At 58.4% G+C, this 23164-nt stretch carries 27 protein-coding genes; 18 read left to right on the top strand and 9 right to left on the bottom strand.

Annotated features, from left to right (window positions below):
* Nucleotide 1: 1 nt before the first annotated feature.
* The 3 genes from AC2FJ5_RS12650 to AC2FJ5_RS12640 all read right to left on the bottom strand — a co-directional run bounded on the left by AC2FJ5_RS12650 (nucleotide 2) and on the right by AC2FJ5_RS12640 (nucleotide 2603).
* Nucleotides 2-1579, bottom strand: coding sequence for a gamma-glutamyltransferase family protein (locus tag AC2FJ5_RS12650; RefSeq protein WP_496793554.1), 1578 nt, complete (start codon nucleotides 1577-1579; stop codon nucleotides 2-4).
* 212 nt (nucleotides 1580-1791) lie between these two features.
* A complete protein-coding gene (locus AC2FJ5_RS12645) occupies nucleotides 1792-2232 on the bottom strand; it encodes an ATP-binding protein (protein WP_496793553.1) in 441 nt (146 codons plus the stop codon).
* A 32-nt stretch (nucleotides 2233-2264) separates the two neighbouring features.
* Nucleotides 2265-2603: an STAS domain-containing protein gene (locus AC2FJ5_RS12640; RefSeq protein WP_496677829.1), complete on the bottom strand. Its 339-nt coding sequence runs from the start codon at nucleotides 2601-2603 to the stop codon at nucleotides 2265-2267.
* Nucleotides 2604-2703: 100 nt separating this feature from the next.
* Here AC2FJ5_RS12640 and AC2FJ5_RS12635 point away from each other — a divergent pair, with 100 nt between their 5' ends.
* The 3 genes from AC2FJ5_RS12635 (at nucleotide 2704) to AC2FJ5_RS12625 (ending at nucleotide 4999) form a co-directional block, all read left to right on the top strand.
* Nucleotides 2704-3876 carry a thiolase family protein gene (locus AC2FJ5_RS12635; protein WP_496793552.1) on the top strand — a complete coding sequence of 391 codons (1173 nt, stop codon included), beginning with the start codon at nucleotides 2704-2706 and terminating at the stop codon, nucleotides 3874-3876.
* Nucleotides 3877-3949: 73 nt separating this feature from the next.
* The gene (locus AC2FJ5_RS12630; protein ID WP_496793550.1) at nucleotides 3950-4417 is read left to right on the top strand and encodes a GAF domain-containing protein; all 468 of its coding nucleotides are present in this window, start codon (nucleotides 3950-3952) and stop codon (nucleotides 4415-4417) included.
* 57 nt (nucleotides 4418-4474) lie between these two features.
* Nucleotides 4475-4999: a GNAT family N-acetyltransferase gene (locus AC2FJ5_RS12625; RefSeq protein ID WP_496786831.1), complete on the top strand. Its 525-nt coding sequence runs from the start codon at nucleotides 4475-4477 to the stop codon at nucleotides 4997-4999.
* 39 nt (nucleotides 5000-5038) lie between these two features.
* Here AC2FJ5_RS12625 and AC2FJ5_RS12620 read toward each other — a convergent pair whose 3' ends face one another.
* Complete coding sequence (locus tag AC2FJ5_RS12620; protein ID WP_496793549.1) at nucleotides 5039-5320, bottom strand: DUF1294 domain-containing protein; 282 nt, start codon at nucleotides 5318-5320, stop codon at nucleotides 5039-5041.
* Nucleotides 5321-5437: 117 nt separating this feature from the next.
* Here AC2FJ5_RS12620 and AC2FJ5_RS12615 point away from each other — a divergent pair, with 117 nt between their 5' ends.
* From AC2FJ5_RS12615 to rarD, 10 genes are all read left to right on the top strand, one after another.
* Complete coding sequence (locus tag AC2FJ5_RS12615; protein WP_142637059.1) at nucleotides 5438-6007, top strand: helix-turn-helix domain-containing protein; 570 nt, start codon at nucleotides 5438-5440, stop codon at nucleotides 6005-6007.
* Entirely contained in the window at nucleotides 6007-6630 is a 624-nt protein-coding gene (locus AC2FJ5_RS12610; RefSeq protein WP_281973074.1) for a LysE family translocator, read from the top strand. Before AC2FJ5_RS12615 ends, AC2FJ5_RS12610 begins: the two co-directional genes overlap by 1 nt.
* A gap of 5 nt (nucleotides 6631-6635) precedes the next feature.
* Nucleotides 6636-7016, top strand: coding sequence for a GFA family protein (locus AC2FJ5_RS12605; RefSeq protein ID WP_496689920.1), 381 nt, complete (start codon nucleotides 6636-6638; stop codon nucleotides 7014-7016).
* A gap of 15 nt (nucleotides 7017-7031) precedes the next feature.
* Entirely contained in the window at nucleotides 7032-9482 is a 2451-nt protein-coding gene (locus tag AC2FJ5_RS12600) for a GcvT family protein (protein ID WP_496793547.1), read from the top strand.
* A 19-nt stretch (nucleotides 9483-9501) separates the two neighbouring features.
* Nucleotides 9502-9978 (top strand): cupin domain-containing protein, encoded by a 477-nt coding sequence (locus AC2FJ5_RS12595; RefSeq protein ID WP_496793546.1) that lies wholly within the window; start codon nucleotides 9502-9504, stop codon nucleotides 9976-9978.
* A 2-nt stretch (nucleotides 9979-9980) separates the two neighbouring features.
* Entirely contained in the window at nucleotides 9981-11033 is a 1053-nt protein-coding gene (locus AC2FJ5_RS12590) for an alcohol dehydrogenase family protein (RefSeq protein WP_496793544.1), read from the top strand.
* 12 nt (nucleotides 11034-11045) lie between these two features.
* Nucleotides 11046-11936, top strand: a complete 891-nt coding sequence (locus AC2FJ5_RS12585; RefSeq protein ID WP_496793543.1) for a homocysteine S-methyltransferase family protein — start codon at nucleotides 11046-11048, stop codon at nucleotides 11934-11936.
* 12 nt (nucleotides 11937-11948) lie between these two features.
* Nucleotides 11949-12923 carry a GlxA family transcriptional regulator gene (locus tag AC2FJ5_RS12580; RefSeq protein WP_496793541.1) on the top strand — a complete coding sequence of 325 codons (975 nt, stop codon included), beginning with the start codon at nucleotides 11949-11951 and terminating at the stop codon, nucleotides 12921-12923.
* A gap of 89 nt (nucleotides 12924-13012) precedes the next feature.
* On the top strand, nucleotides 13013-15466 hold the full coding sequence (locus AC2FJ5_RS12575; RefSeq protein WP_496793540.1) for a GcvT family protein: 2454 nt from the start codon (nucleotides 13013-13015) through the stop codon (nucleotides 15464-15466).
* Between the two features lie 142 nt (nucleotides 15467-15608).
* Complete coding sequence (rarD, locus tag AC2FJ5_RS12570) at nucleotides 15609-16511, top strand: EamA family transporter RarD (protein ID WP_496793538.1); 903 nt, start codon at nucleotides 15609-15611, stop codon at nucleotides 16509-16511.
* Here rarD and AC2FJ5_RS12565 read toward each other — a convergent pair.
* Complete coding sequence (locus AC2FJ5_RS12565) at nucleotides 16502-17218, bottom strand: SGNH/GDSL hydrolase family protein (RefSeq protein WP_496793536.1); 717 nt, start codon at nucleotides 17216-17218, stop codon at nucleotides 16502-16504. The genes rarD and AC2FJ5_RS12565 overlap by 10 nt on opposite strands.
* Nucleotides 17215-17625 carry a nuclear transport factor 2 family protein gene (locus tag AC2FJ5_RS12560; RefSeq protein ID WP_142637264.1) on the bottom strand — a complete coding sequence of 137 codons (411 nt, stop codon included), beginning with the start codon at nucleotides 17623-17625 and terminating at the stop codon, nucleotides 17215-17217. The genes AC2FJ5_RS12565 and AC2FJ5_RS12560 overlap by 4 nt, the downstream gene beginning before the upstream one ends.
* Nucleotides 17626-17685: 60 nt before the next feature.
* Between AC2FJ5_RS12560 and AC2FJ5_RS12555 the strand changes: the two genes are divergently transcribed.
* Complete coding sequence (locus tag AC2FJ5_RS12555) at nucleotides 17686-18369, top strand: RluA family pseudouridine synthase (RefSeq protein ID WP_496793617.1); 684 nt, start codon at nucleotides 17686-17688, stop codon at nucleotides 18367-18369.
* Between the two features lie 2 nt (nucleotides 18370-18371).
* Here the strand turns inward: AC2FJ5_RS12555 and AC2FJ5_RS12550 are convergent, their stop codons facing one another.
* Complete coding sequence (locus tag AC2FJ5_RS12550) at nucleotides 18372-18557, bottom strand: hypothetical protein (RefSeq protein WP_496703340.1); 186 nt, start codon at nucleotides 18555-18557, stop codon at nucleotides 18372-18374.
* A 103-nt stretch (nucleotides 18558-18660) separates the two neighbouring features.
* Here AC2FJ5_RS12550 and AC2FJ5_RS12545 point away from each other — a divergent pair, with 103 nt between their 5' ends.
* The 4 genes from AC2FJ5_RS12545 (at nucleotide 18661) to AC2FJ5_RS12530 (ending at nucleotide 21638) form a co-directional block, all read left to right on the top strand.
* The gene (locus AC2FJ5_RS12545; RefSeq protein WP_271949714.1) at nucleotides 18661-19353 is read left to right on the top strand and encodes a helix-turn-helix transcriptional regulator; all 693 of its coding nucleotides are present in this window, start codon (nucleotides 18661-18663) and stop codon (nucleotides 19351-19353) included.
* A 117-nt stretch (nucleotides 19354-19470) separates the two neighbouring features.
* Complete coding sequence (locus AC2FJ5_RS12540) at nucleotides 19471-20142, top strand: YiaD family glycine zipper/OmpA-like lipoprotein (RefSeq protein WP_142637036.1); 672 nt, start codon at nucleotides 19471-19473, stop codon at nucleotides 20140-20142.
* A 115-nt stretch (nucleotides 20143-20257) separates the two neighbouring features.
* Nucleotides 20258-20800 carry an NADPH-dependent FMN reductase gene (locus tag AC2FJ5_RS12535; RefSeq protein ID WP_496786842.1) on the top strand — a complete coding sequence of 181 codons (543 nt, stop codon included), beginning with the start codon at nucleotides 20258-20260 and terminating at the stop codon, nucleotides 20798-20800.
* Nucleotides 20801-20849: 49 nt separating this feature from the next.
* Entirely contained in the window at nucleotides 20850-21638 is a 789-nt protein-coding gene (locus tag AC2FJ5_RS12530) for an HTD2 family dehydratase (protein WP_496697638.1), read from the top strand.
* Here AC2FJ5_RS12530 and AC2FJ5_RS12525 read toward each other — a convergent pair.
* Both AC2FJ5_RS12525 and AC2FJ5_RS12520 read right to left on the bottom strand, forming a co-directional pair.
* Complete coding sequence (locus AC2FJ5_RS12525; RefSeq protein WP_496793534.1) at nucleotides 21630-22109, bottom strand: GNAT family N-acetyltransferase; 480 nt, start codon at nucleotides 22107-22109, stop codon at nucleotides 21630-21632. The genes AC2FJ5_RS12530 and AC2FJ5_RS12525 overlap by 9 nt on opposite strands.
* Nucleotides 22106-23146, bottom strand: a complete 1041-nt coding sequence (locus AC2FJ5_RS12520; protein ID WP_496793532.1) for an NAD(P)/FAD-dependent oxidoreductase — start codon at nucleotides 23144-23146, stop codon at nucleotides 22106-22108. The genes AC2FJ5_RS12525 and AC2FJ5_RS12520 overlap by 4 nt, the downstream gene beginning before the upstream one ends.
* Between the last annotated feature and the right edge of the window lie 18 nt (nucleotides 23147-23164).

Genomic DNA, 23164 nt, shown 5'->3' with positions numbered 1-23164 from the left:
GTCAATAACCAAGCGCGCACCCATCTTTTCGTGGATCGCTTGCGCCTTGCAAAACGCCGCTCTTCTGGATTCGGATCGCTTGAGCCCCGCCAAGAGGTGTTTCTGAAATCAAAACTTTGTGGCCGATTTCAGATAATTGTTGCGCAACATTACGCGGAATTCCGCGTTCCAGTTTCAAGACAGGTCCGTCTGCAAAGGCGCGCGGTGCGTCTATGGCCTGCTGCAGCGCAAACTCATCGTCGGTTAGCAGCGAGACCAGCTTTGCATGCCCTTTGGGCTGAAAGGCGCCACCCATCACACCGAAGGGCATCAGGATTTTGCCTTTCTGTTTCAACATGCCGGGAATGATCGTGTGCATCGGGCGTTTGCCGCCGCCAAACTCGTTCGGATGGCCTGATTGCAACGTAAATCCAGACCCGCGGTTTTGCAGCAGAATGCCGAATTTCTCAGAAGCGATACCCGATCCAAAGCTATGAAAGATCGAATAGATCAGCGATACCGCCATCCTGTCCCTGTCGACCACCGTGATATAAACCGTGTCCTTGTGGATGGCTTCGGTCAGTGGGGCAGCAGCGGGCATGGCATGGTTTGGATTGATAAGCTCTGCCAGCCGATCGGCTGTTGTCTGGTCCCAAAACCTGTCTGCGTGTGTCGTATGATCCGGATCGGCGATGAATCTGTTGCGGGCATCGTAGGCGAGTTTTGAGGCTTCGGCCTCGATATGCAGACGCTCTGCGGATAGCGGATCCATGGATCCGAGGTCAAAGTTCTTGAGGATATTCAGCAGCAAAAGGGCGGTTGCACCTTGGCCATTGGGCGGATGTTCCAGCAGGTCCAAGCCACGATAGTGCCCTGCGACCGGAACTGTAGGTGTGGCAGCGGTCGCGTCCAGATCTTCGGCTGTGTGTACCCCGCCCATGGCCGTCAGGGTCGAGATAATATCTTCAGCGACCTCGCCCGCGTAAAACGCCTCTCGTCCGTATTTGGCGATTCTGCGCAGCACTTCTGCCTGCCCGGCGGACCGGAACATGTCTCCGGTCTTTGGAACGTCTCCTTTCAGCAGATAGTGGTTCCTGGCTGCCCCCTGCAACGTGTTAGCACCCGGGCCCCAATCAAAAGCCACACGTGGGGCGACCGGCACGCCCTGGTCTGCATAGCGGATGGCGGGTTGCAGGATGGCGTCCAGCCCTAGTTTGCCCTCGGTTTCGGCCAGCTGGCAGAACGCCTCGACCGCGCCGGGAATGGTGACCGCATCCGGTGTATTGAGTGGAACTGCAGTCAGTCCCTTATCGCGCAAGCTGCCAGCGTTGGCTGCTGCCGGTGCCCGGCCAGAGCCGTTGAGGGCCCGAACCTCATCTTCTCCGGCGCGGTTGTACAGAACAAAGCAATCTCCGCCCAGGCCGGTCATTTGTGGTTCGCAAAATCCCAAAAGCACTGCCCCGGCGATGGCTGCGTCCATCGCGTTGCCACCTTGCTGTAGAATGCCAAGGGCCGCTTGGGCTGCCAGCGGGTGAGATGTGGCGCACATCCCTTCGGTCGAAAAAACTTCGGATCTGCCTGGTGCCTGAAAATCCCGCATTGCGCTGCCTTCCCGTGTGATCGCGCAGAAGGTATCGCGCGTCCGGGTATTGTCCAGTCAAATCAAAGGGGAAGTTCCTCGGCATCGTTCACTGGGTGGGGGCTGTGACATACGATGCCGAGGGAAGCTATCTGAGCTACAGTTAAGACTTTGATCTTTGTTTGCGGCGCTACAATGGTTCGAAAAGGGCCTTATTGTGACGTTTTATAGCCCTAATCCGCGTCGAGAAAACTGAATCGCAGTGACAACCGGTTGCAGCCTTCGCTACGGTCATAGCGGATTTCACTGGTCAGTTGGTGGATCAGAAACCATCCAAATCCCCCCTCGGGCAGGTCTTCACGTCTTTGCCCCAGAGGTGCAGGTGCACCTTCTGGTACGCGAAAACCAGGAAGGGGATTGCCGGTATCCGAGATGAGGATTTCCAACCAGTTCTGATGCAGGCGGCAGTGTACCTTTACGCTGGCGGGCGTGGTTCCGGCATAGGCGTGTTCAACGACATTGTTAATGGCTTCGGCCAGGGCAATTCTGACATCAGCCGCTTTGTGTGCAGGCAGCCCTTTAGACGACAGTGCCTGGCTCAACTTGGCAATGCCAGAACTTGCTTCGACCTCGGTCGCAGCGAAGCTCAAATCGAAACTGATGCCGTTACACATTAGCCTAGCGCCTGTTCAGTTTCTCCTTGTGTTCAATCCGGCGCACCGGACAGTGCGTCATCCATCGTTGGGTAAAGCTTGAACACTGTGTCCATGCGGGTAAGACGAAACACCTTTTCCACAAAAGGCTGAAGACCTGCCAGATCCAGGCGCCGTTCAGCCCCGAGTTGTTTCATGGCGGCGACAATGGCGCCCAAACCACTGGAATCGATAAATTCGACGCCGCTGAGGTCCAGAACCACACGCACAGACCCACCTTCGGTTTCCGTGCGCATGTTTTCTTTGAACTGAATGGCCATTGCGGCATCAATCCGGTTGGATTGTACAGTAATTATTTGAATATTTTTGGTCGTAGTACTCGACAGGCCCATACGTGACGGTCCTTTAACTGAAATCGCTCGTAGAAATACGCTAGACGGGAATTCTTACCATTCGGTATCCATTGAACGACAAGAATTTAGGAGCGCCCAGATGAAGCAAGTTGTAATCGCCGGAGCAGCACGTACCCCGATGGGTGGATTTCAAGGAATGTTCGATGGTGTTTCTGCCGCCGATCTGGGTGGAGCCGCGATCCGGGCCGCGCTGCAGGGTGCCGGTGCTGAAACGGTTGACGAAGTGCTGATGGGCTGCGTTCTGCCAGCCGGTCAGGGTCAGGCCCCTGCACGTCAGGCTGGGTTTGCAGCCGGTTTGGGCCAAGAGGTCCCGGCCACGACGCTCAACAAGATGTGCGGATCAGGGATGAAGGCTGCGATGATGGCCTTCGATCAGATCGCATTGGGCCATGCCAACACAATGATCGCAGGCGGGATGGAGAGTATGACGAACGCGCCCTACCTGTTGCCCAAAATGCGTGAGGGTGCGCGCTTGGGGCACGCTCAGGTCGTCGACCACATGTTTCTGGACGGGCTAGAGGACGCCTACGACAAAGGTCGTCTGATGGGCACCTTCGCCGAAGACTGTGCCGAGGCGTTCCAGTTCACCCGCGAAGCGCAGGACGAATACGCCCTGCAGTCTCTATCCAACGCGCTGGCCGCGCAGGACAGCGGCGCGTTCGACGGTGAAATCACTCCGGTAACCGTCCGCACAAGGAAAGGCGAGGTCACGCAGTCCGCGGACGAGCAGCCGAAAACCGCCCGCCCGGAAAAGATACCTTCGCTGAAACCGGCTTTTCGCAAGGGTGGAACGGTGACGGCGGCCAACGCGTCGTCGATCTCTGATGGGGCGGCAGCTCTGGTTCTGGCGTCAACTGAAGCCGCCGAAGCGCAAGGTCTCACGGTTCGGGCGCGCATTCTGGGTCATTCCTGCCATGCGCAGGCTCCGGGATTGTTCACGACTGCGCCAGTTCCCGCTGCGCAAAAGCTTTTGGCCAAAATCGGCTGGTCCAATGATGATGTGGATCTGTGGGAGGTAAACGAAGCCTTTGCCGTGGTGCCGATGGCATTCATGCATGAGATGGGTCTGACGCGTGACAAGGTAAATGTGAATGGTGGTGCATGCGCCCTGGGTCATCCTATCGGCGCTTCGGGGGCGCGTATCATGGTCACCCTGCTGAACGCGTTGGAAAAGCGGGATCTGAAACGCGGCGTGGCGGCGATCTGCATCGGTGGTGGAGAGGGCACTGCAATCGCGATTGAGCGCGTTTGACGCGGGGCCGATTCCACCATAGGTCCGGTGCTGTAGAACCTGTTTACAAGATCACTGACCGGACCCGCCCCCCATGACCGTTGATTACGATACGCTGACCAAGACAATCGTCGCCCTAACCGCAGGCGAGACAGATCAAGTTGCTCTGATGGCGACAATCGCCTGTGAAGTTCATCACGCCGATGATCGGTTTGACTGGACGGGGTTCTATCGCGTAACAGATCCGGGCATTTTGAAAATAGGCCCCTATCAGGGTGGTCACGGGTGTCTGGTTATTCCCTTCGGGCGCGGTGTCTGTGGTGCCGCGGCGCGGACCGGAAAGGTACAGTTGGTGGCGGATGTGCATGCGTTTTCAGGTCACATCGCCTGCGCCTCGTCTACGCAGTCCGAACTGGTGCTTCCGGTGCGCAATGCCTCGGGCGAGGTCATCGCGGTTTTTGACATCGACAGTGACCAGCCGGATGCGTTCACGGATGAGGACGCAGAAAAGCTGTCTGCCATATTGTCAAAGGCGTTTTCGGGCGAGTTAAGAGGGGCCTGACGCAAAATCGGCCCGTCTGTTAGACTGGAATGGACACTAATTGCGACTGGCCAAGGCATGATCCCGGACCAATTCACCACAGAGCGGCTTGCCGTCTGCCACTGGCAAGTGGAAGTCTCTGAAGCTGGTCGCCTTTCAGCGTTGACGGCCGAGTTGGCAGCCGTCCTGACACCAGCGGTTCTTGAGCCCCTGCCGCCTTCGATGCAGGTCGAAGAAACGCCCAGCGGGATGACCGACTGGATAGCGGCACGCAAGACCGAAAGCGATGTTCTTCTTGTTCGGCTAAGGCAAAATAATCAGCTGATCGGACTGCTGATACTGGCCTCAGAACCCGAAGATCAGGCCGCACCAACCATCCACCTTGGATATCTGTTTGCCGAACGAGCCTGGGGCTGTGGCTATGCAACCGAACTTGTGTCCGGCTTTATCGTGGCCTGCGGCACGAGCCGCGCCATTCGGGTTTTGGCCGGGGTCGAGCACAGCAATCCCGCCTCTGCCCGTGTGCTACAGAAATCGGGGTTCACGCGATCCTCAGCTCACTCCACCGACGATACCGATATGTATGTCTGCGACATTTCCTAGATCCCATCGGGATCTTACGTGGCTTGCGGATCAAGCCAACTACAGAATGTCAGGCAGAATTTCCGTGATTAGGAAATATGCCAGCCCGACCTGAGTCGCAAAGATCGCAAATAGCGACAGGGAAAACCGGCCATTTCGGGACTTGTGATTGAAAATCCAACGCCCGACCAGGGCACCGGGACTGCCGCCCAGTGCAGCCAGCCACAATAGCCTGCGTTCCGGAACCCGGCTTTTTCTGCGTCTGGCGCGCATCTTGTCCCAGCCAAAGGCCAGCAAAGTCAGGCCGTTGATGACCCACAGGTATATAACCGCAATCCACATAGCTGACGGATAGCTAAATGCGTCGATTTTCCCAAGTGAAAAAATGCTTGGAATTTTCACCGATTCGCGGCATCGTGAAAAACACGAGGAAAATTTCACCAGATATCGGAGAGTTCGGTGAACAGCCAAGCCCCCCACAGTGCAACGCTCGGAGCCGACATTCGCGCATTGCGTAAGGCGCGTGGGTTGACGCTGACCGAGATCGCAGAGCGGTTGAACCGGTCGGTCGGATGGCTCAGCCAGGTTGAACGCGACAAGTCCGAACCGTCAATTTCAGACCTGCGTCAGATCGCGGAATGTCTGGGTGTGCCGATGTCCATGCTGTTCGCCCATTCTGCCGCCCCCGCCAATGAACAAGGCTATGTCGTGCGCGCCGGGTCGCGCCGCCCTATGGGGTCGGGCGAAGAAGGTCTGATCGAGGAACTGCTGTCACCCGATCTGACTGACGATTTTGAGATGGTGCATTCCACCTTTGAGCCGCATTCCAAGATGCAGAATCCGGCGGACCGCCCCACGCAAGAGGTTGGCTATGTGATTTCCGGTCAGTTGAATCTGACCATCGGCGCGCAAAGCTTTTCGGTTGGGCCCGGTGACAGTTTTCGGATCAAGAACGAACCCTATATTTGGGCGAACCCTCATGATGAGCCTGCTGTGGTCATCTGGGTCATCGCACCTCCGGTGTACTGATGAGTTTCGAGGCCTGGACCATATTCGCGCTGTTCTGGGTGGTGTTTGTAACCACACCGGGGCCTAACGCGGTGAACTGTATCTCGAACGGGATGAGCCTGCCCTTCGCAAAAGCGATGCTGGGTGTCTTGGCGATCCTGACCCAAGCCAGCGCCTTTTTGGTTTTGTCGGCGCTTGGGGTGACGGCCTTGATCGCGGCCTCACCCACCGGATTCTTCATCGCCAAGCTGGTGGGCGCAGGGTTTCTGATCTGGCTGGGTGTCCGAGGCTGGAAGGCTGCAGCAAATCCCGCCCCTATTTCCGAACGCCCTGCACGGCATGTCTATCTGCACGCGCTGGCCGTCGCGACAATCAACCCCAAAAGCGTCGCGGGTTATCTTGCTGCATTCTCGCAATTCGTGCAGCCGGATGTGCCGATCTGGGAGCAAATGTTGGTCATCATGCCAACGGCGCTGATCATCACAACGCTCAGCTACATCGGGTTCACTCTTCTAGGTGCGCTTATGGGGCGGGCCGCGCTGGGGGCCGTGTTCAACATCTGGGTGCGCCGGGTCATGGCCACCTGTTTCATCATTTATGGCGTGTTGCTGGGCACCACCAGCGCGCCAGCAGCAAGGGGATAAGCGAAATGCATACAGGTTCCTGTCTGTGCGGCTCGGTTGCGTTCAAGATCGAAGGCGATCTTCCTGCCGCCTCGGCCTGCCATTGCGGTCAATGCCGCAAACAGTCGGGTCATGTCTGGGCCTCGACCTCGGCCCATCAAGACGACATCACCTTCACCGCCAGCGATACGCTGAGCTGGTTTCGTGCTACCGACATCGCCCGACGGGGATTTTGCAACGCCTGCGGCTCTTATCTGTTCTGGCAGCATAAGGACGAAGACCGGATTGCCATTGCTATGGGGGCGCTGGATGCACCCACCGGACTGACCCTCGCCCGCCATATATTTGTGGCTGACAAAGGCGATTACTACGACATCACGGACGATCTGCCTCAAGAGGCACAGTAACAGGGACTGAAAGACATGAGTGATTTTCCGACAAAAGCCCGCGTGGTTATTATCGGTGGCGGAGTGGTGGGGACATCGTCCCTGTATCATCTGGCCAAAAAGGGCTGGACCGATTGTGTTCTGCTGGAGAAAAACGAGCTGACCGCCGGGTCGACCTGGCATGCAGCTGGCAACGTGCCGACCTTTTCGACCTCTTGGGCGATCATGAACATGCAGCGCTATTCGACCGAGCTTTATGCGCGGCTGGGTGAAGAGGTCGACTATCCGATGAACTATCACCAGTCCGGCTCAATCCGGTTGGCCCATTCGAAAGAGCGGGTGCAGGAGTTCGAGCGGGCAATGGCGATGGGCCGTTATCAGGGCATCGAGATGGAGATGTGGTCACCCGAACAGGCCAAAGAGCATTACCCGTTCCTGGAAACTCATGACCTTGAAGGTGTTCTGTTCGACCCGACCGATGGCGATATCGACCCGGCGCAGCTGACCCAGGCACTGGCCAAGGGTGCGCGCGACATGGGGGCGAAGATCCTGCGTTTCTGCCCGGCCACGGGTGTGACCCAGAAGGAAGACAAGACCTGGATCGTGCATACTGACAAGGGCGATATCGAAGCGGACCACGTGGTCAATGCCGCCGGGTATTACGCCCAGCGCGTGGGTGAATGGTTCAAGCCCTTCGGCGGTCGCACCGTTCCGGCCATGGTGATGAGCCACCAGTACCTGCTGACCGACGAAGTGCCCGAGATCGAGGAATGGTCCAAGGCCAATGGCGGTAAAAAGCTGCCGCTGCTGCGCGACGTGGATATCTCCTATTACCTTCGGCAGGAGAAGAACGGATTCAACCTCGGCCCCTATGAGCCCAACTGCAAGGGCCACTGGATGACCGAGGATGATCCGATGCCCGAGGATTTCAGTTTCCAGCTATGGAATGATGATCTGGACCGGATCGAAGACATCGTCACCGACGCGATGGAGCGGGTGCCGCTGATGGGGACCTCGGGAGTGGGCCGGGTGATCAACGGGCCCATCCCCTACGCGCCGGACGGGCTGCCGCTGGTTGGCCCGATGCCGGGCGTGGCCAACGCGTTTGAGGCGCATACTTTTACCTTCGGCATCGCGCAGGGCGGTGGTGCCGGCAAGGTGCTGGCCGAATGGATCGTCGATGGCGCAACTGAGTGGGATATGTGGGCCGTCGATCCGCGCCGTTACACCGATTACACCGATCAGGATTACTGCAACCAGAAGGGGCTTGAGGTCTATGGCAACGAATACGCCATGCATTTCCCGCACCATGAATGGCCCGCCGCGCGCGACAAAAAGCTGTCGCCTGTCCACACCAAGGTCAAGGAATTGGGCGGCGTGATGGGGCCCTATAACGGCTGGGAACGCGCCAACTGGTTTGCGCAACCGGGCGACGATACCTCTGAAGAAGCGACCCATACCTGGGGCCGTTCGGGGCCATGGGAGAAGCGGATCAAGGAAGAGTGCGAGGCTGTCCGTGATCATTGCGGCGTATTGGACTTGCCTGGATTTTCGCGTTTCATCGTAAAAGGTGAGGGTGCCGCCGAGGCGCTGCGGTCGCTGGTCACCGGCGGTTTGCCCAAGGTGGGTCGCATCAACCTGGTCTATATCTCAGATGGTCGCGGCCGGATCCTGACCGAAATGTCCTGTATCCGCCTCGGCGATGACGAGTTCGTCATGATCACGGCCGCTACAGCGCAATGGCATGACCGCGATATCCTGACCGAGGCAATGCCCACTGGCGTCACCGTCGAGGATGTCACCACCACTCGTGACACGCTGATCGTGACAGGTCCAAAATCGCGCGACATTCTGGCGGGGCTGAGCGATGCGGACCTGTCGAGTGGCTGGCTGACCCATCAAACGGCCACGGTTGCAGGTCAGCCCGCATTCCTGATCCGCGTCTCGTTTGCAGGAGAACTTGGCTGGGAGGTTCACGCGCTGAACGACCATATGCCCGCGATCTATGGCGCGATCCTTGACGCTGGTGCCAAACCGTTCGGGATGTACGCCCTGAACTCTCTGCGCATCGAAAAGGGTTATCGGGCCTGGAAAGGCGATCTGTCCACTGATTACTCTCTGTTGGAAGGCGGGTTGGAACGGTTCGTCAAACTTGACAAACCGCAGGACTTCCCCGGCAAGGCCGCGATCCTGAACGAAAAGCAGCAGGGCGTGAAAAAGGTGTTTGCCACTATGTTGGTTGAGGCAGGTGACGCGGATGCGCCCTACATGTCCTGTATCTGGCACAACGGCGAGATCGTTGGCGAAACCACCTCGGGCGCTTGGGGGTATCGCGTTGGCCAATCCATTGCGCTGGGCATGATCCGTCCCGAATTGGCGGTGGCAGGTACCGAGCTTGAAATCGAAATCTTCGGTGAAAAGCGACGCGCCGTGGTTCAGGACGATAAACCGCTCTGGGATCCAGAAAACGAGCGGCTGCGCGCCTGATCGCCCGAAGGAGACCTGCATGAGCACGCGTTATTCAAAACGGGGGCCCGGAGAGGGCCTCAATTATGACTGGGAAAATGACCACACATTTGTGAAGGTTTCGACCCGGGATACTGATGGCGCCTATACGCTCATGGAAGACAATCTGAAGGCCAGCTTTGCGCTTGGCCTTCATCGCCATGAAACCTATGCCGAAAGCTTCTATTTTCTGGAAGGCGAAGTGGATTTCTATGTTGATGGCGACTGGCATCGCTGTGGGCCGGGCAGCACGATGCATGTGCCGCCCGGTGTGTCGCATGCCTGCCGCGTTGCTGGAAATGCACCTGCTAAGATGCTGATGATTTTCCAGCCTGCCGGTTTTGACGGATTCCTTGCTGAACTGGCCAAGATGACCGAGGCGGACTTCGCCGATGAGGCGAAAATGGCCAAATTGAACGCGCGGTATGACATTGTCCCGATGGGCTCTGTGCCGCCTCATCCCGATGACGAGGTTTGATCATGACACTGCCTAAAACGATGTCCGGTGTATTCCTGACCTGTCACGGCGGGCCCGAGGCGCTGGAATGGCGTGACGATATACCCGTCCCAACCCCTGCGCCGGGGCAGGTTCTGGTCCGTGTGGCCGCAGCCGGGGTGAACAACACCGATATCAACACCCGTATCGGCTGGTATTCCTCGGACGTGACCGGCGCCACAGATGCCGTGGATCAAGAGGTCGAAGCCGGAGGCTGGGGCGGCGCGTTGAACTTCCCGCGCATTCAGGGCGGTGACCTTTGCGGCATCGTCGAAATCGCAGGACCCGAGACCGGGTTCACCCCGGGCCAGCGCGTGACCTGCCCGATCAACCTGCCACGTCCGCGACCGGGCAACCCAACAGGCTTCATCGTGCTTGGGTCCGAGATTGACGGCGCCTTTGCGCAATATTGTCTGGTGCAGGCCGATGACCTTTACGATGTCAGCGCCTCACCCCTGTCCGATATTGAAATTGCCGCCATCCCCTGCGCATTCGGAACTGCCGAGGCTTTGCTGACCCGATCCGGTGTGACTGCCGGGCAAAAAGTGCTGATCACCGGCGCATCCGGTGGCGTCGGCCTTGCCGCTGTGCAACTGGCGGCGCTGCGCGGTGCCTCGGTTTGGGGCGTGACCGGTGCGGCCAAGGCCGAAGCGGTGAAAAGCCAGGGCGCGACCGCCACGTTCGACCGGGATGCGTCGCTGCCCACCGACATGTTCGACGTGGTCATTGACGTGGTGGGCGGGCCTGCATGGGCTGACCTGATCCTGGCGCTGAAACCCGGCGGTCACTATGCCGTTGCGGGTGCGATTGCTGGCCCGATGGTTCAAGCCGATCTGCGGGATATCTATCTGCGCGACATCACCATTCACGGCAGCACCCATCAGCCGTTCGAGGTCTTCGGTCGCCTGGTCGAACTGATGAATGCGGGGCGGATCAAACCGCTGATTTCAAAAACCTATCCGCTGAAAGACATTGCGACGGCGCAAGAGGATTTTCAGTCAAAAACGTTTCCGGGAAAACTGGTTCTGGTTCCCTGAGGAGGTTCATCAATGGCAGACATAACCCTTCTGGATGGGTCTATCGGGCAGGAACTGGTCAAACGCAGCGGCGATGCGCCGACGCCTTTGTGGTCGACCCGGGTGATGATGGACCATCCCGAGTTGGTCGGGGATGTGCATGCGGATTATTTCTCACGCGGTGCGACGGTGGCCACGACAAATACCTATGCTGTTCACCGGTCGCGTCTGGACCGTGTCGGCTTGGGTGATCAGCTGCCAGATCTGATCGAGGCGGCCCTGTCGCAGGCCGAGCGTGCGCGCCCGGCGGGTAGGCGCATCGCTGGGGCTTTGGGTCCGCTTCTCGCCTCTTACCGGCCGGACCTGAATCCAGAGGTCGAAGAGGCGGCAGAGAAATTCTCCGAACTGGTGGCGATGATGGCAGATCGCGTTGATCTGTTCCTGATCGAAACCGTGTCGTCGGTGCAAGAGGCCGAAGGCGCGTTGCGTGGAACGGAACAGGCAGACAAGCCGGTCTGGCTGGCGCTGTCCGTGATGGATGATGATGGGACGCGGCTGCGGTCGGGTGAGCCATTGTCGGGAATAGCATCTTTGGTTGATCGCTTTACGCCTGAGGCCGTGCTGATCAACTGCTCACGCCCGGAGGCGGTGCCTGCTGCGCTGAATATTATCGCTACCTTCGGGCGTCCGTTTGGGGCATATGCCAATGGCTTCACCGGGATTACCCAGGAATTTCTGCAAGACGCCCCAACCGTTGATGCGCTGCAACAGCGCCACGACCTTGGGCCGGATGAATATGCTGATCAGGCGATGGGGTGGGTGGCGCAGGGTGCAACTATCATCGGCGGATGCTGCGAAGTCGGTCCCGATCACATTCAGCGACTGGCAGATCGGCTATGCGCTGCTGGCCACAGCATCGTCTGAAGGGGGGTAAAGATGCGGCAACGACCAGATAGCTTGACCGACAAGGCGCAGACACATTTCGATGTTCTGGTCGCGCCAGGCTATGTGCTGTTGGAACTTGCCGCATTGATTGAGGTTCTGAGGCTGGCCAACCGCGTCTGCCCCAACCCGCCCTTCAGCTTTACCTATCGGTCTCTGAAAGGTGGGCCCGTTGCCAGCAGCAGCGATGCGACGGTCCAAACTGAACCCGTATCAACCCATCCCAAGGCGGATTATCTGTTTGTGATTGGAAATTCCGACCCTGACCACCCCGATCTGTCCATCGGACGGGTTGTATCGGACTATACGTTCCGAGGCGCTCAGGTCTTTTTGCTGGCCGAAGCCGCCAGCCGCTATATTGACGAATTCGGCTCCGCAGACATGGCGACCCATTGGGAAAACGCCTCTTTCCTGAGTGAACGCGGGGCCCGGTTCGAGGCGAAGCTGTCGATAGCCACAGAACAGGGCCCGGTCGTGACCTGCGCAGGGATGGAGGCGACAACCGATGTTGCTTTGTCCGTGATCGGACGCCACATCTCGGGGCCTGCCAAGATGACGGTGGCCAATATCATGCTGCACGAAAACATCCGCGACTTTTCATCGATGCAGCCTTTCTCGGGGGCGCAACTGACAGCTACAGGGGACGCCAAGCTGGATCAATGTATCAAGCTGATGCAAGCCAATATCGAAGACCCCTTACCCATCCAGCAGATTGTCGAGGCGTTAAATCTTTCGAACCGGTCGCTTGAGCGAAAATTCAAAGCTTTCTTTGGCACCAGTCCAAACGGTTTCTATCGCGAGATGCGGCTGGCGAAGGCTAACAACCTGCTGCTGAACACCACGATGAGCGTTCGGGAAATCGGTCTGGCCTGCGGCTTTCCGAACGGTTTCTCCTCGGTTTACAAAAGCTTTTTCGGGGTCACGCCCTTTGTTCTGAGGCGCGAAAGACGGGCTGCGTCACATAGGTGAAAATCGCCTATAACATGACGCTTTCGGTGCATTTATTGCCGATCTTCCATGGCAACGTGCCCAAAACCTGATTCAGCGGAGACCTCAGGATGGTTGATCTTCCAAACAAAGCCCGAGTTGTCATCATCGGCGGCGGCGTCATCGGATGCTCGGTCGCCTATCATCTGACCAAGAAAGGTTGGAGTGATGTTGTGCTGCTTGAACGCAAGCAGTTGACCAGCGGCACCACATGGCATGCGGCGGGTCTGATCGCTCAGCTGCGGGCCTCGTCCAACATGACCAAACTGGCGAAATACACGCAGGAGCTTTACGGCGCGCTGGAAGAGGAAACCGGTGTGTCCACCGGGCTTAGGCGCTGTGGATCGATCACCGTGGCGTTGACCGAGGAACGCCGTGAAGAGATCTATCGCCTGGCCGCCATGGCCCGCGCCTTTGGCGTCGAGGTCGAAGAGATTTCCAATGACCGCGTCAAAGAGATGTATCCGCATCTGAATGTCGAAGACGTCAAGGGCGCGGTCTATCTTCCGCTGGACGGGCAGGGTGACCCGGCCAATATCGCGCTGGCCCTGGCTAAGGGCGCGCGGCAACGCGGTGCCATTACCAAGGAACGAGTGAAGGTCACCGACATCACTAAACAAGGTCGCACTGTGACCGGTGTGGACTGGGTTGCCGATGACGGCAGCGCTTCGGGTCATATTGAATGCGACATGGTGGTGAACTGTGCCGGCATGTGGGGGCACGAGGTCGGCCGCATGGCCGGTGTGAACGTCCCGCTGCACGCCTGCGAACATTTCTACATCGTCACCGAAGGCATTGACGGGCTTTCGCAACTGCCGGTTCTGCGAGTGCCCGATGAATGCGCCTATTACAAGGAAGATGCCGGTAAAATCCTGCTGGGCGCGTTTGAGCCCAATGCCAAACCTTGGGCGATGAAGGGCATCCCGGACAGTTTCGAATTCGATCAGCTGCCCGAAGATTTTGATCATTTCGAGCCCATTCTAGAAGCGGCGTGTAACCGGATGCCGATGTTGGCCGAGGCGGGCATTCATACCTTTTTCAACGGCCCTGAATCCTTTACTCCGGATGACGCTTATCATCTGGGTCTCGCGCCCGAGATGGACAATGTCTGGGTCGCAGCGGGCTTCAACTCGATCGGCATTCAATCTGCGGGCGGTGCGGGCATGGCGCTGGCGGAATGGATGGATAGCGGCGAGAAACCGTTTGATCTGGGCGATGTGGATATCAGCCGGATGCAACCGTTTCAGGGCAATAAGCAATATCTGTTTGAGCGTTCGAAAGAGACGCTGGGCCTGCTCTATGCCGACCACTACCCCTATCGCCAGAAAGCCACTGCGCGCGGTGTTCGGCGCACCCCGTTCCATCACCATCTGAAAGAGCAGGGCGCGGTGTTTGGTGAACTGGCGGGCTGGGAGCGTGCAAACTGGTACGCAAATCCGGGGCAGGAGCGCGAATACCAGTACAGTTGGAAACGTCAGAATTGGTTCGAGAACTCAGCTGCTGAACACCGCGCGGTGCGCGAGAATGTGGGCATGTACGACATGTCTTCTTTTGGCAAGATTCGCGTTGAAGGACCGGATGCCGAGGCGTTCATGAACTATATCGGGGGCGGCGATTATTCGGTGCCGAACGGCAAGATCGTCTATACCCAGTTCCTAAACCGCACCGGCGGGATCGAGGCGGATGTGACGGTGACCCGTCTGACCGAGACCGCCTATCTGGTCGTGACCCCGGCGGCGACGCGGCTGGCGGACCAGACCTGGATGATGCGCCATGTAGGTAGCTTCAGCGTGGTCATAACCGATGTCACCGCTGGCGAAGGCGTTTTGGCCGTGATGGGCCCCAATGCGCGCGCTTTGCTGGAAAAGGTCTCGCCGGCGGATTTCTCGAACGCGACCAACCCCTTTGGCACCGCACAAGAGATTGAGATTGGCATGGGCCTGGCCCGCGCTCATCGGGTGACCTATGTGGGCGAGCTGGGATGGGAGATCTACATGTCCGCCGATATGGCGGGCCATGTGTTCGAGACGCTGCATGAGGCCGGTCAGGACATGGACCTGAAACTCTGTGGCATGCACATGATGGACAGTTGCCGGATCGAAAAGGGTTTTCGCCATTTTGGTCATGACATCACGTGCGAGGACAACGTCGTGGATGCCGGGCTTGGTTTTGCGGTCAAGGTGGACAAAGGCTGTGACTTTATCGGGCGCGAAGCAGTGATTGCCCGCAAGGAAAGCGGGCCCAAAAACCGTCTGGTTCAGTTCCGCCTGACCGACCCGGAACCGCTGTTGTTCCATAATGAACCGATCGTGCGGGACGGGGAATATGTCGGTTATCTCAGCTCGGGCAATTATGGTCATACTTTGGGTGGCGCTATTGGTATGGGCTATGTGCCCTGCGAGGGTGAGAAGGCGGCGGATCTTCTGGGGTCAACCTATGAGATTGACGTGTGCGGCGTGAAGGTAATGGCCGAGGCATCGTTGAAACCGATGTACGATCCGAAATCCGAACGCGTCAAAGTGTAATCAAATTGTCGGAGCGCTGCGGCGCTCCGGCTTTGTTCTGGTCTCACATATCAAATATCCTGATGGGTTGCTTCACAGTTTTCGCGGTTCCCAAGTATGTCCGGGTTGCCGTAAAGACGACCGGTATTCCCGGAGATCCGCAATGGCTGACGCAACACCCACACAAAATGCCGATACGCCAAAAGGACTTGTTCTGGCGGTAACGGCCTATGTTTTGTGGGGCTTCTTGCCCATATACATGAAGGCGATGGCCCATATCGCGCCGGTAGAGGTTGTGGCGCATCGTATCATCTGGTCTGTACCCGTTGCCGGACTATTGCTGATCGCACTGGGGCGGACGCGGGATCTGAAGTCAGCTTTGCGCGATCCCAAGATGCTGGGCATGGCCTGTCTGACGGCTGCATTGATATCGGTGAACTGGGCGATCTATGTCTGGGCCATAGCCAGTGGGCATGCGCTGGACGCAGCGCTGGGCTATTACATAAATCCGCTGTTCAGTATCGCGCTGGGCGCGGTGCTGCTGCGCGAACCATTGAACCGGACGCAGCTGATTGCTGTTGGGTTGGCCGCAGCCGGGGTGTTGTTTCTTGTTGTAGAGGCCGGAAGCCTGCCTTGGGCGGCGCTGGGGCTTATGTTCAGCTGGGGGTTGTACGCCTTCTTCAAACGCTCACTCCCCATCGGGCCAAATCAGGGGTTCTTGCTGGAAGTGCTGATCCTGCTGATCCCCGCATTGGTTTATGTGACTTGGCTGGGGGTCAACGGGACGGGGCATTTCGGGCTGGTCGCAACCGACACCATGCTGCTGGCCGCGGCCGGGGTGGTGACCGCCGTGCCGCTGTTGATCTATGCCAATGGCGCCAAGCTGGTGCGCCTGTCGACGATGGGCATCCTGCAATATATCGCGCCGACCATGATTTTTGTGACTGCCATCGCGGTTTTTGGAGAGCAGATTGACCGTGGTCGCTTGATTGCGTTTCCGCTGATCTGGGCCGCACTTGTGGTCTATTCGATCCCGATGATCCGGCAGATACGCGCTCAGGCCTGACGCAACAATTCGGCGGCCTTCTGCGCCCAGATCGCATAGGCTTTGGGGCTGGGATGATACCCATCCGAGGCGGCCAGCGCCGGGTCGTCGGGCAGATCAATCGACAAATGGCGGATCTGAGGGAAGCCGGTCGCAATCTGTTGCAGGCCTTGGTCCAGGCGGGCTGCCTGACGCCCCAGCACCCAGGCAAGCGGTTGAGGCAAGGCGGGAAACCGACCCATCTGGGGAACGGCCGTTACAACGACACGCCGGGCTCCAAGCTGGTCGGTGATCAGGTGCATCATACGGGATTGGTGTTCGACAAACCGCTTTTTAGTGACGCCACGGGTGACGTCATTGACGCCAAGCGCCGTAATGGCGGCATCAAATTGATCTGTCAGACCGTCAAGGCGTTTCAGTGTATCTAGCGTTGTATGCCCTGTCGTAGCCTCGAGCCGCCATTCGACACTGTGGCTTTTTGCTAGTTGTGCGACCAACTGCCCGGACAAAGCCTGCGCCTGGGTGCCAGCGCCAACACCTGCTGCCGAGCTGTCGCCTGCGATTAGCAACCGCAAACGCGGGCCGCGCCCTTCACGGCCTTCGCGCGGCCCGGTCGGTTCGGGCAGGAACCGCGCCTTTCGTCGAACTGAAATCCCCTGTGCCGCCAATAGTGGCAACAGCGGTAGTCTCAGAAACTGATCAGCTCCGATCCGGGCAGGCTTGGTCAACCCAAAGCGTCCTTAAAATTGATAAAGCGAGGGTCTTTTGCCACGCGTGCCATCATCTCGGTGCGCAGGGCTGCAATAGTTTTAAGTGGGCGCATGACCACTTCGAACTTTTCGATCAAGCCTTCATCATTCAGCCGGATCAAGTCCACACCAACCGCATCCAGATCACCAACCTTGCACTGAAATTCCAGCGCCCAGTCTTTGCCTTCACCCATGATCCGACGATAGCTGAAGTCCGAGAATACCTGCCCCACATGCCCCAGCAGAGCCGCCACGGGTTCGCGCCCGGCCCAGGTGCTGTAGTAGGTCGGCGGCAGAAAACGCACGTCTTCGGCCAGAAACTCGTGAATCAGACTTTCATCGCCTTTTGTGATGACATCTTTTAGTTGTTCGATTGTCGGGTGCATGGTTTCTCCTCCGAGTTGTCGCATGATTTGCTGAACTATTCAGTTCAGGCAAGCACGACGTTGCGGGAGGTTGTCGCTTGCGATAGGCAGACCCGCATGAGCGAGACCTACGATCCCCCGAAAACACCGCTGGATGTGCTGCACGAAGATGCGCATCTGATTGTGGTGAACAAGCCCTCGGGGCTTTTGTCCGTACCGGGTCGCGGAGAGCATCTGGCCGATTGTCTGTTGACCCGTGTGCAGGCGGCGTTCCCGCAAGCCCTGCTTGTGCACAGGTTGGATCGCGACACTTCGGGCGTGATGGTTTTTGCCCAAACCCCTCATGCTCAGCGCAATCTGAGCATGCAGTTCGAACAGCGTCAAACTCGTAAGACCTATATTGCCCGCGTCTGGGGCATGGTAGAGTCAAAGACCGGAACTGTTGATCTGCCGTTGATTGTAGACTGGCCCAACAGGCCGCTGCAGATGGTGTGCCATGACACTGGCAAGCCTGCGGTGACGGATTGGCGCGTGGTCAAATATGAAGGCAACACTACCCGCATACGCCTGTTCCCGAAAACCGGGCGCTCGCACCAGCTGCGGGTTCACATGCTGGCGCTGGGCCATCCGATTTTGGGTGATCCGTTCTATGCAAAAGGTGAGGCGCGGGCCTTCCCGCGCCTGATGTTGCATTCCGAGGAATTGCGGTTGAAAAGCCCCGATAGCGGGGCGTCGATGAAGTTTCGCGCAAATGCCGAGTTCTAGAGTCAGGCGGGGTTGGTCCAAAGCAGTTTGAGATTGCCCAGTGAAAATCGTCTGACCCGTTTCCTAGGAGCGCAGGGCTGTCGGCTGGCCATGATCTCGCGTTCGATTTCAAAGGCGCGCAGGGTATGGTCCTGGGACCAGCGTCCCAGTTGCAGTGTCATCATTACGTGATTGTCGAGGCTGGGCATCAGTAATCTCCTGTGAATTGTTGAACCAGCATCCCGCATCACTCCTGACAGCGCGTTGTCAGGGGGGTGTGCTAAGGTGTCAGCAGAGAAACCGGAGTTTGCCATGCGCCGTTCGTCCCGCCTGTTTGAAATCATCCAGATTCTGCGTGCCGCCGACGCTCCGGTTACCGCTGAGATGCTGGCGCAAAAGCTCGAAGTCTCGGTGCGCACGGTGTATCGCGACATCGCGGCACTGCAGGCCCAACGCACACCGATCGAGGGCGAAGCCGGCGTCGGGTATCTGATGCGGCGGGGCTATGACTTGCCACCACTGAACTTCGACGCTGAAGAGGTCGAGGCGCTTTGGGTCGGTCTGTCAATGCTGGCACGGACCGGCGACAGTACCCTGCAGGAAGCCGCCAAACGCATTTGCCGGAAAATAGAAGGCCTGCGCGCAAGTCCCGACTGGTTGCAGGTCGCGCCTTGGGGGGCTCCGGTTGATGATCCGGCCAAGGGCTGTATCCCGGTCGTGAATTACCGCGAAGCCATCCGGGACGAGCGCAAACTTCGCCTCACATATGTCAGCTCGCAAGACGTTCGCTCCGAACGGGTCGTCCGTCCGGTTGCCCTGATCTATCACATCGAGTGCACGATGCTGGTTGCGTGGTGCGAATTGCGCAACGGTTTTCGCCATTTTCGGACCGATCGCGTCTGGGCCTGCGAAATGGTTGACGATCATTTCTGCGGCCAAGGGCAGCCGCTGCGGGAGATCTGGCAGGAGCAGAACCAATGGGGTTCCCCTGCCGAGGCCCATTGAACGGCGGGTATTCGCCGATATCACCTGATTGTTGCTTGAGCCTGCGGGGGGGCAGCGCGATATACTGTGCCAAATAATGGGACCCGGCAAACGGGCCTCTGAGCAGAAGGTGATATCATGACGATTTCCAAGCTTGTTGTTTCTGCTGGGCTTTGCTCGGCCTTGTTCTTGGCGGGCTGCACCGACCCCGGAACGCTGAACTTGCCCTCGGACCCCAACCAAAATACCAAACAGGGTGCGCTTTTGGGTGGGTTGGTTGGTGCCGGTGTCGGGGCCATTGCGAACGACTCGGATCCGCTTTTGGGTGCGCTGGCTGGTGGTGCAATCGGTGCAGCAGGTGGCGGCCTTATCGGCAATCAACTGGACCGCCAGGCGGCTGAGTTGCGCCAGCAGTTGGCAAATGACGGCATCACAATCGTCAACGCGGGCGACCGCCTGATTGTTACCGTCCCCAACGACATCACCTTTGACACCGACAGCTCGACCGTGCGGCCTGCATTGCGTTCTGATTTGGTCCGGGTGGGTCAGAACTTGGTGAGATATCCCAACTCGGCCGTTCAGGTCATTGGCCATACGGACAGTGATGGCGAAGCCTCTTATAATCAGGCCCTATCTGAGCGTCGGGCTAGGTCCGTGGCGGATGTTCTGCAAGCCAATGGTGTGAACGGGGCCCGTATCAGCACCATCGGTTTGGGTGAGAACCGACCTGCGGCCTCGAATCTCACACCCGAAGGGAAGGCGCGGAATCGTCGGGTTGATATCGAAATCATCCCCAACGGCAACACCTGATGTGATCGGGCACCGTCAAGGTGCCCGTTTTTGCACATTGACTGCGCGTCAAGTGGGCTTTGGCTGGCGGTGATCAGGGGCTACCTTCTGGAAAACGCCTGAACGGAGACCTTTTATGTCCGAACCGATCCTTCTGAGCCTGTCAGGTTCGCTGCGCCAAAATGCCACAAACCGAAAACTGCTTCGCGAGGCGGCGCGGCTGTTTGAGCCGGGCACTCATATCGAGGCTGACTTGAACTTGCCATTATATGACGGTGATCTTGAAGAAGGCGAAGGGGTTCCCGAGACCGTCCAGATTTTGGCGGATCAGATTGCCCGTTCGGATGCGGTCATCATTTCGACGCCGGAATATAATAAAGCGCCGTCAGGTGTGTTGAAGAATGCGCTGGACTGGGTCAGCCGCACCAAGGACAAGCCTTGGGCAGGCAAGCCGGTTGCGGTGATGTCTGCCGCTGCGGGCCGTGCCGGCGGGGAACGTGCACAGATGATACTGCGCAGCTATATGGTTCCGTTCCAGACGCGCATCTTGCAAGGGCCGGAAATTCATCTGGCCGACAGTTCGAACGAATTCGACGCGCAGGGCAAGCTGGTTAACGAACGCTATGAAAACGCCCTTCGGACCTTGATGAAGAACTTGCGGTCAGAGGCCGGTTTCTGAAACTGCCGGTTTGCTTGCCCGTATGGGGCAGGCCGCCTAATCTTGCGCTATGTCGATGGAAATTCAGACAGATGTGATGGACGCAGCCCGTGCTGGCGCGTTGCAGGTGGCGCTTGGGAAACAGGCAACTGTGAGGGGCGGCACTGCGTTGCCGCCGTTCTTTCATCACCTGTATTTCTGGACTCCGCAGCCACCCGGCCAACTTGGGCGCGACGGACATCCCAAAGTCGGGGGCCTGATCCCCGATATGGGCCTACCCCGCAGAATGTGGGCAGGCGGACGCTTGGAGTTTTTCGCGCCTCTGATAGCAGGTCAGTTAGCCGAACGGCGATCGCTATGTGAAAGTTCGAGTTCGAAATCGGGACGCACCGGCCCCTTGGGCTTTGTCACGTTGCGCCACGAGGTTTGGCAGGGCGGTGCGCTGCGCCTGACCGAATGGCAGGATCTGGTTTACCGCCAAGACCCCTCGGCAGATACGGCCACCCCTCCGGCACCACTGGCCAGGCAGGATGAAACCGAACATCGCGAGCTGTCCTTCGACAGCACAATGCTGTTTCGCTACTCGGCCCTGACATTTAACGGACACCGTATTCACTATGACATCGACTATGCCCGTGATGTCGAAGGATATGCCGGGCTGGTCGTGCATGGCCCGCTTTTAGCGCAGCACCTGATGTTGTTTGCGGAAGATGTGATGGGCCCATTGGCGCAGTTTTCTTTCCGCGCAACCTCGGCATTGATGCATTTCGAAACTGCGAGCCTGTGCCGGAAGGGCAATACCCTGTGGGTGCGTGCGGCAGACGGGCGCCAATGTATGATTGCCGAAGCCTCAGCCTAAATGTTTCTGCATGGTAATCGAGGTCGCCCGGGTGAACCCGGGATGCGCCGTTTCCGCCGTTTTGACAAAGCCCATCCGGGCAAAGGAGGCATGGTTTTCGAACAATTCGACCCGTGTCTTCAGTTCCAGCGTCGCAAAACCTATTTCAACCGCCCGCGCGGATGCCAGATCGACCAGACGCTGTGCCAGCCCCTGACCACGTCGGGTTTCGTCCACAGCCAGTTTGCTCAGATACAGACAGTCCTGTTTGGGTGTCAGAAAAACGACCGCATCCGGGCGATTGCCTATGATCCAAACCTCGTGGTCGCAGGCCTGTTGCCGAAGCGTTTCCTCGGTCAGGCGATGCATTGACGAGGGCGGGTCTATACGCCCCTCCATGAATGCAAAGCTGTGGCGGATCAGGCGTAACACCTGTGGCAATATCGGATCGTCCGGTTGCAGGCGAACTGGGGTGTCGTCGAGGGAGGTCACAAAGAAGCCTCGGGTTGAAAATCTGCGGGGATTTCATCGCGCCCTTCAAGCACCAGTTCGGCCATGACTTCTGCCACTTTGGGCGCCATACCAAAGCCGATCTTGAACCCTCCATTCGCGATGAATTCTCCGGCGTGCAGCGGATGCGCACCCAACATCGGCGCACGGCTTTTGCTGCGGGGTCGAATCCCGGCCCAGCGTTCGATCACTTCGGCACCGTGCAGGACCGGAACCGCCCGCGTGGCCCGGTCCAGGACATCATCCAGCGCCGCATCGGTGCTGGTCGGATTGTCATAATCCCGTTCCGAGGTCGATCCGATGGCCAATGTGCCATCCGCATGCGGGACAATGTGAACGGCATCTGCAAACAGCTGGGAGACGTCCCCGGCATCGAACCGCAGCAAAGCCGCCTGTCCCTTGACGCCATTGCCGACCGTTTTGCCAAAGGCGTCGTTCAGTTCTAGCAGGCCGGAAAGCCCGGTGGCGTGAATGATCTGCCCTTGATTGGCCGCATCGGTTTTGACCTCAACCCCCATCACCGCCAGCGCCGAAACCAGTGCAGAGCATGCCCGCCTTGGGTGCATCCGGGCGCTAAGCGTGTCGTGGATCACAAAGCCAGTGGGGCTGGGAGGGCACCACGACCCGACCTCATCCATTGCAACAACGCGCCATTCGGCCCGCCCCTGCCATAGCTCCGCGGCGGTGACCGTACGTGCATAGGCCAGATCCAGCGTGCGGCTATCTGCGATGGGCTGCAGCCTACCCAACCGGGCATATCCGGCTGAGACGCCTCCGGTCGCCTCAACCTGTTTCCAGAAGGGTTCGGCCATGATCAGGCTTTCGAATTGAAATGCTTTCTTGGCATTCCAATTCTCGGGCACATGTGGTGCCAAAGCCCCGACCAGACCGCCGCTGGACCCGGCACCGGGCCCAAAAGGGTCAATGATCTGAACTTTTGCGCCGCGTTTTGCGCAGGCCCAGGCGATCGAAAGGCCAAAAATGCCCGCGCCTCGCACCGTCACATCGACCATTGCCATTCCCCTTTTCCTTGTTCA

The sequence above is a fragment of the Ruegeria sp. CDSA221 genome (assembly GCF_059611825.1).
Note: the sequence above shows the minus strand (reverse complement) of the source record. Positions and strands in the feature narration are given on the sequence as shown.

Bases quoted from the DNA above. Each gene is read 5' to 3' on its own strand.
- AC2FJ5_RS12630 (WP_496793550.1), top strand. From the start codon at position 3,950: ATGACCGTTGATTACGATACGCTGACCAAGACAATCGTCGCCCTAACC.
- AC2FJ5_RS12605 (WP_496689920.1), top strand. From the start codon at position 6,636: ATGCATACAGGTTCCTGTCTGTGCGGCTCGGTTGCGTTCAAGATCGAA.
- rarD (WP_496793538.1), top strand. From the start codon at position 15,609: ATGGCTGACGCAACACCCACACAAAATGCCGATACGCCAAAAGGACTT.
- AC2FJ5_RS12620 (WP_496793549.1), bottom strand. From the start codon at position 5,320: ATGTGGATTGCGGTTATATACCTGTGGGTCATCAACGGCCTGACTTTG.
- AC2FJ5_RS12520 (WP_496793532.1), bottom strand. From the start codon at position 23,146: ATGGCAATGGTCGATGTGACGGTGCGAGGCGCGGGCATTTTTGGCCTT.
- AC2FJ5_RS12600 (WP_496793547.1), top strand. From the start codon at position 7,032: ATGAGTGATTTTCCGACAAAAGCCCGCGTGGTTATTATCGGTGGCGGA.
- AC2FJ5_RS12595 (WP_496793546.1), top strand. From the start codon at position 9,502: ATGAGCACGCGTTATTCAAAACGGGGGCCCGGAGAGGGCCTCAATTAT.
- AC2FJ5_RS12580 (WP_496793541.1), top strand. From the start codon at position 11,949: ATGCGGCAACGACCAGATAGCTTGACCGACAAGGCGCAGACACATTTC.
- AC2FJ5_RS12545 (WP_271949714.1), top strand. From the start codon at position 18,661: ATGCGCCGTTCGTCCCGCCTGTTTGAAATCATCCAGATTCTGCGTGCC.
- AC2FJ5_RS12575 (WP_496793540.1), top strand. From the start codon at position 13,013: ATGGTTGATCTTCCAAACAAAGCCCGAGTTGTCATCATCGGCGGCGGC.
- AC2FJ5_RS12530 (WP_496697638.1), top strand. From the start codon at position 20,850: ATGTCGATGGAAATTCAGACAGATGTGATGGACGCAGCCCGTGCTGGC.
- AC2FJ5_RS12625 (WP_496786831.1), top strand. From the start codon at position 4,475: ATGATCCCGGACCAATTCACCACAGAGCGGCTTGCCGTCTGCCACTGG.
- AC2FJ5_RS12650 (WP_496793554.1), bottom strand. From the start codon at position 1,579: ATGCGGGATTTTCAGGCACCAGGCAGATCCGAAGTTTTTTCGACCGAA.
- AC2FJ5_RS12590 (WP_496793544.1), top strand. From the start codon at position 9,981: ATGACACTGCCTAAAACGATGTCCGGTGTATTCCTGACCTGTCACGGC.
- AC2FJ5_RS12635 (WP_496793552.1), top strand. From the start codon at position 2,704: ATGAAGCAAGTTGTAATCGCCGGAGCAGCACGTACCCCGATGGGTGGA.
- AC2FJ5_RS12585 (WP_496793543.1), top strand. From the start codon at position 11,046: ATGGCAGACATAACCCTTCTGGATGGGTCTATCGGGCAGGAACTGGTC.
- AC2FJ5_RS12535 (WP_496786842.1), top strand. From the start codon at position 20,258: ATGTCCGAACCGATCCTTCTGAGCCTGTCAGGTTCGCTGCGCCAAAAT.
- AC2FJ5_RS12645 (WP_496793553.1), bottom strand. From the start codon at position 2,232: ATGTGTAACGGCATCAGTTTCGATTTGAGCTTCGCTGCGACCGAGGTC.
- AC2FJ5_RS12640 (WP_496677829.1), bottom strand. From the start codon at position 2,603: ATGGGCCTGTCGAGTACTACGACCAAAAATATTCAAATAATTACTGTA.
- AC2FJ5_RS12550 (WP_496703340.1), bottom strand. From the start codon at position 18,557: ATGCCCAGCCTCGACAATCACGTAATGATGACACTGCAACTGGGACGC.
- AC2FJ5_RS12540 (WP_142637036.1), top strand. From the start codon at position 19,471: ATGACGATTTCCAAGCTTGTTGTTTCTGCTGGGCTTTGCTCGGCCTTG.
- AC2FJ5_RS12610 (WP_281973074.1), top strand. From the start codon at position 6,007: ATGAGTTTCGAGGCCTGGACCATATTCGCGCTGTTCTGGGTGGTGTTT.
- AC2FJ5_RS12560 (WP_142637264.1), bottom strand. From the start codon at position 17,625: ATGCACCCGACAATCGAACAACTAAAAGATGTCATCACAAAAGGCGAT.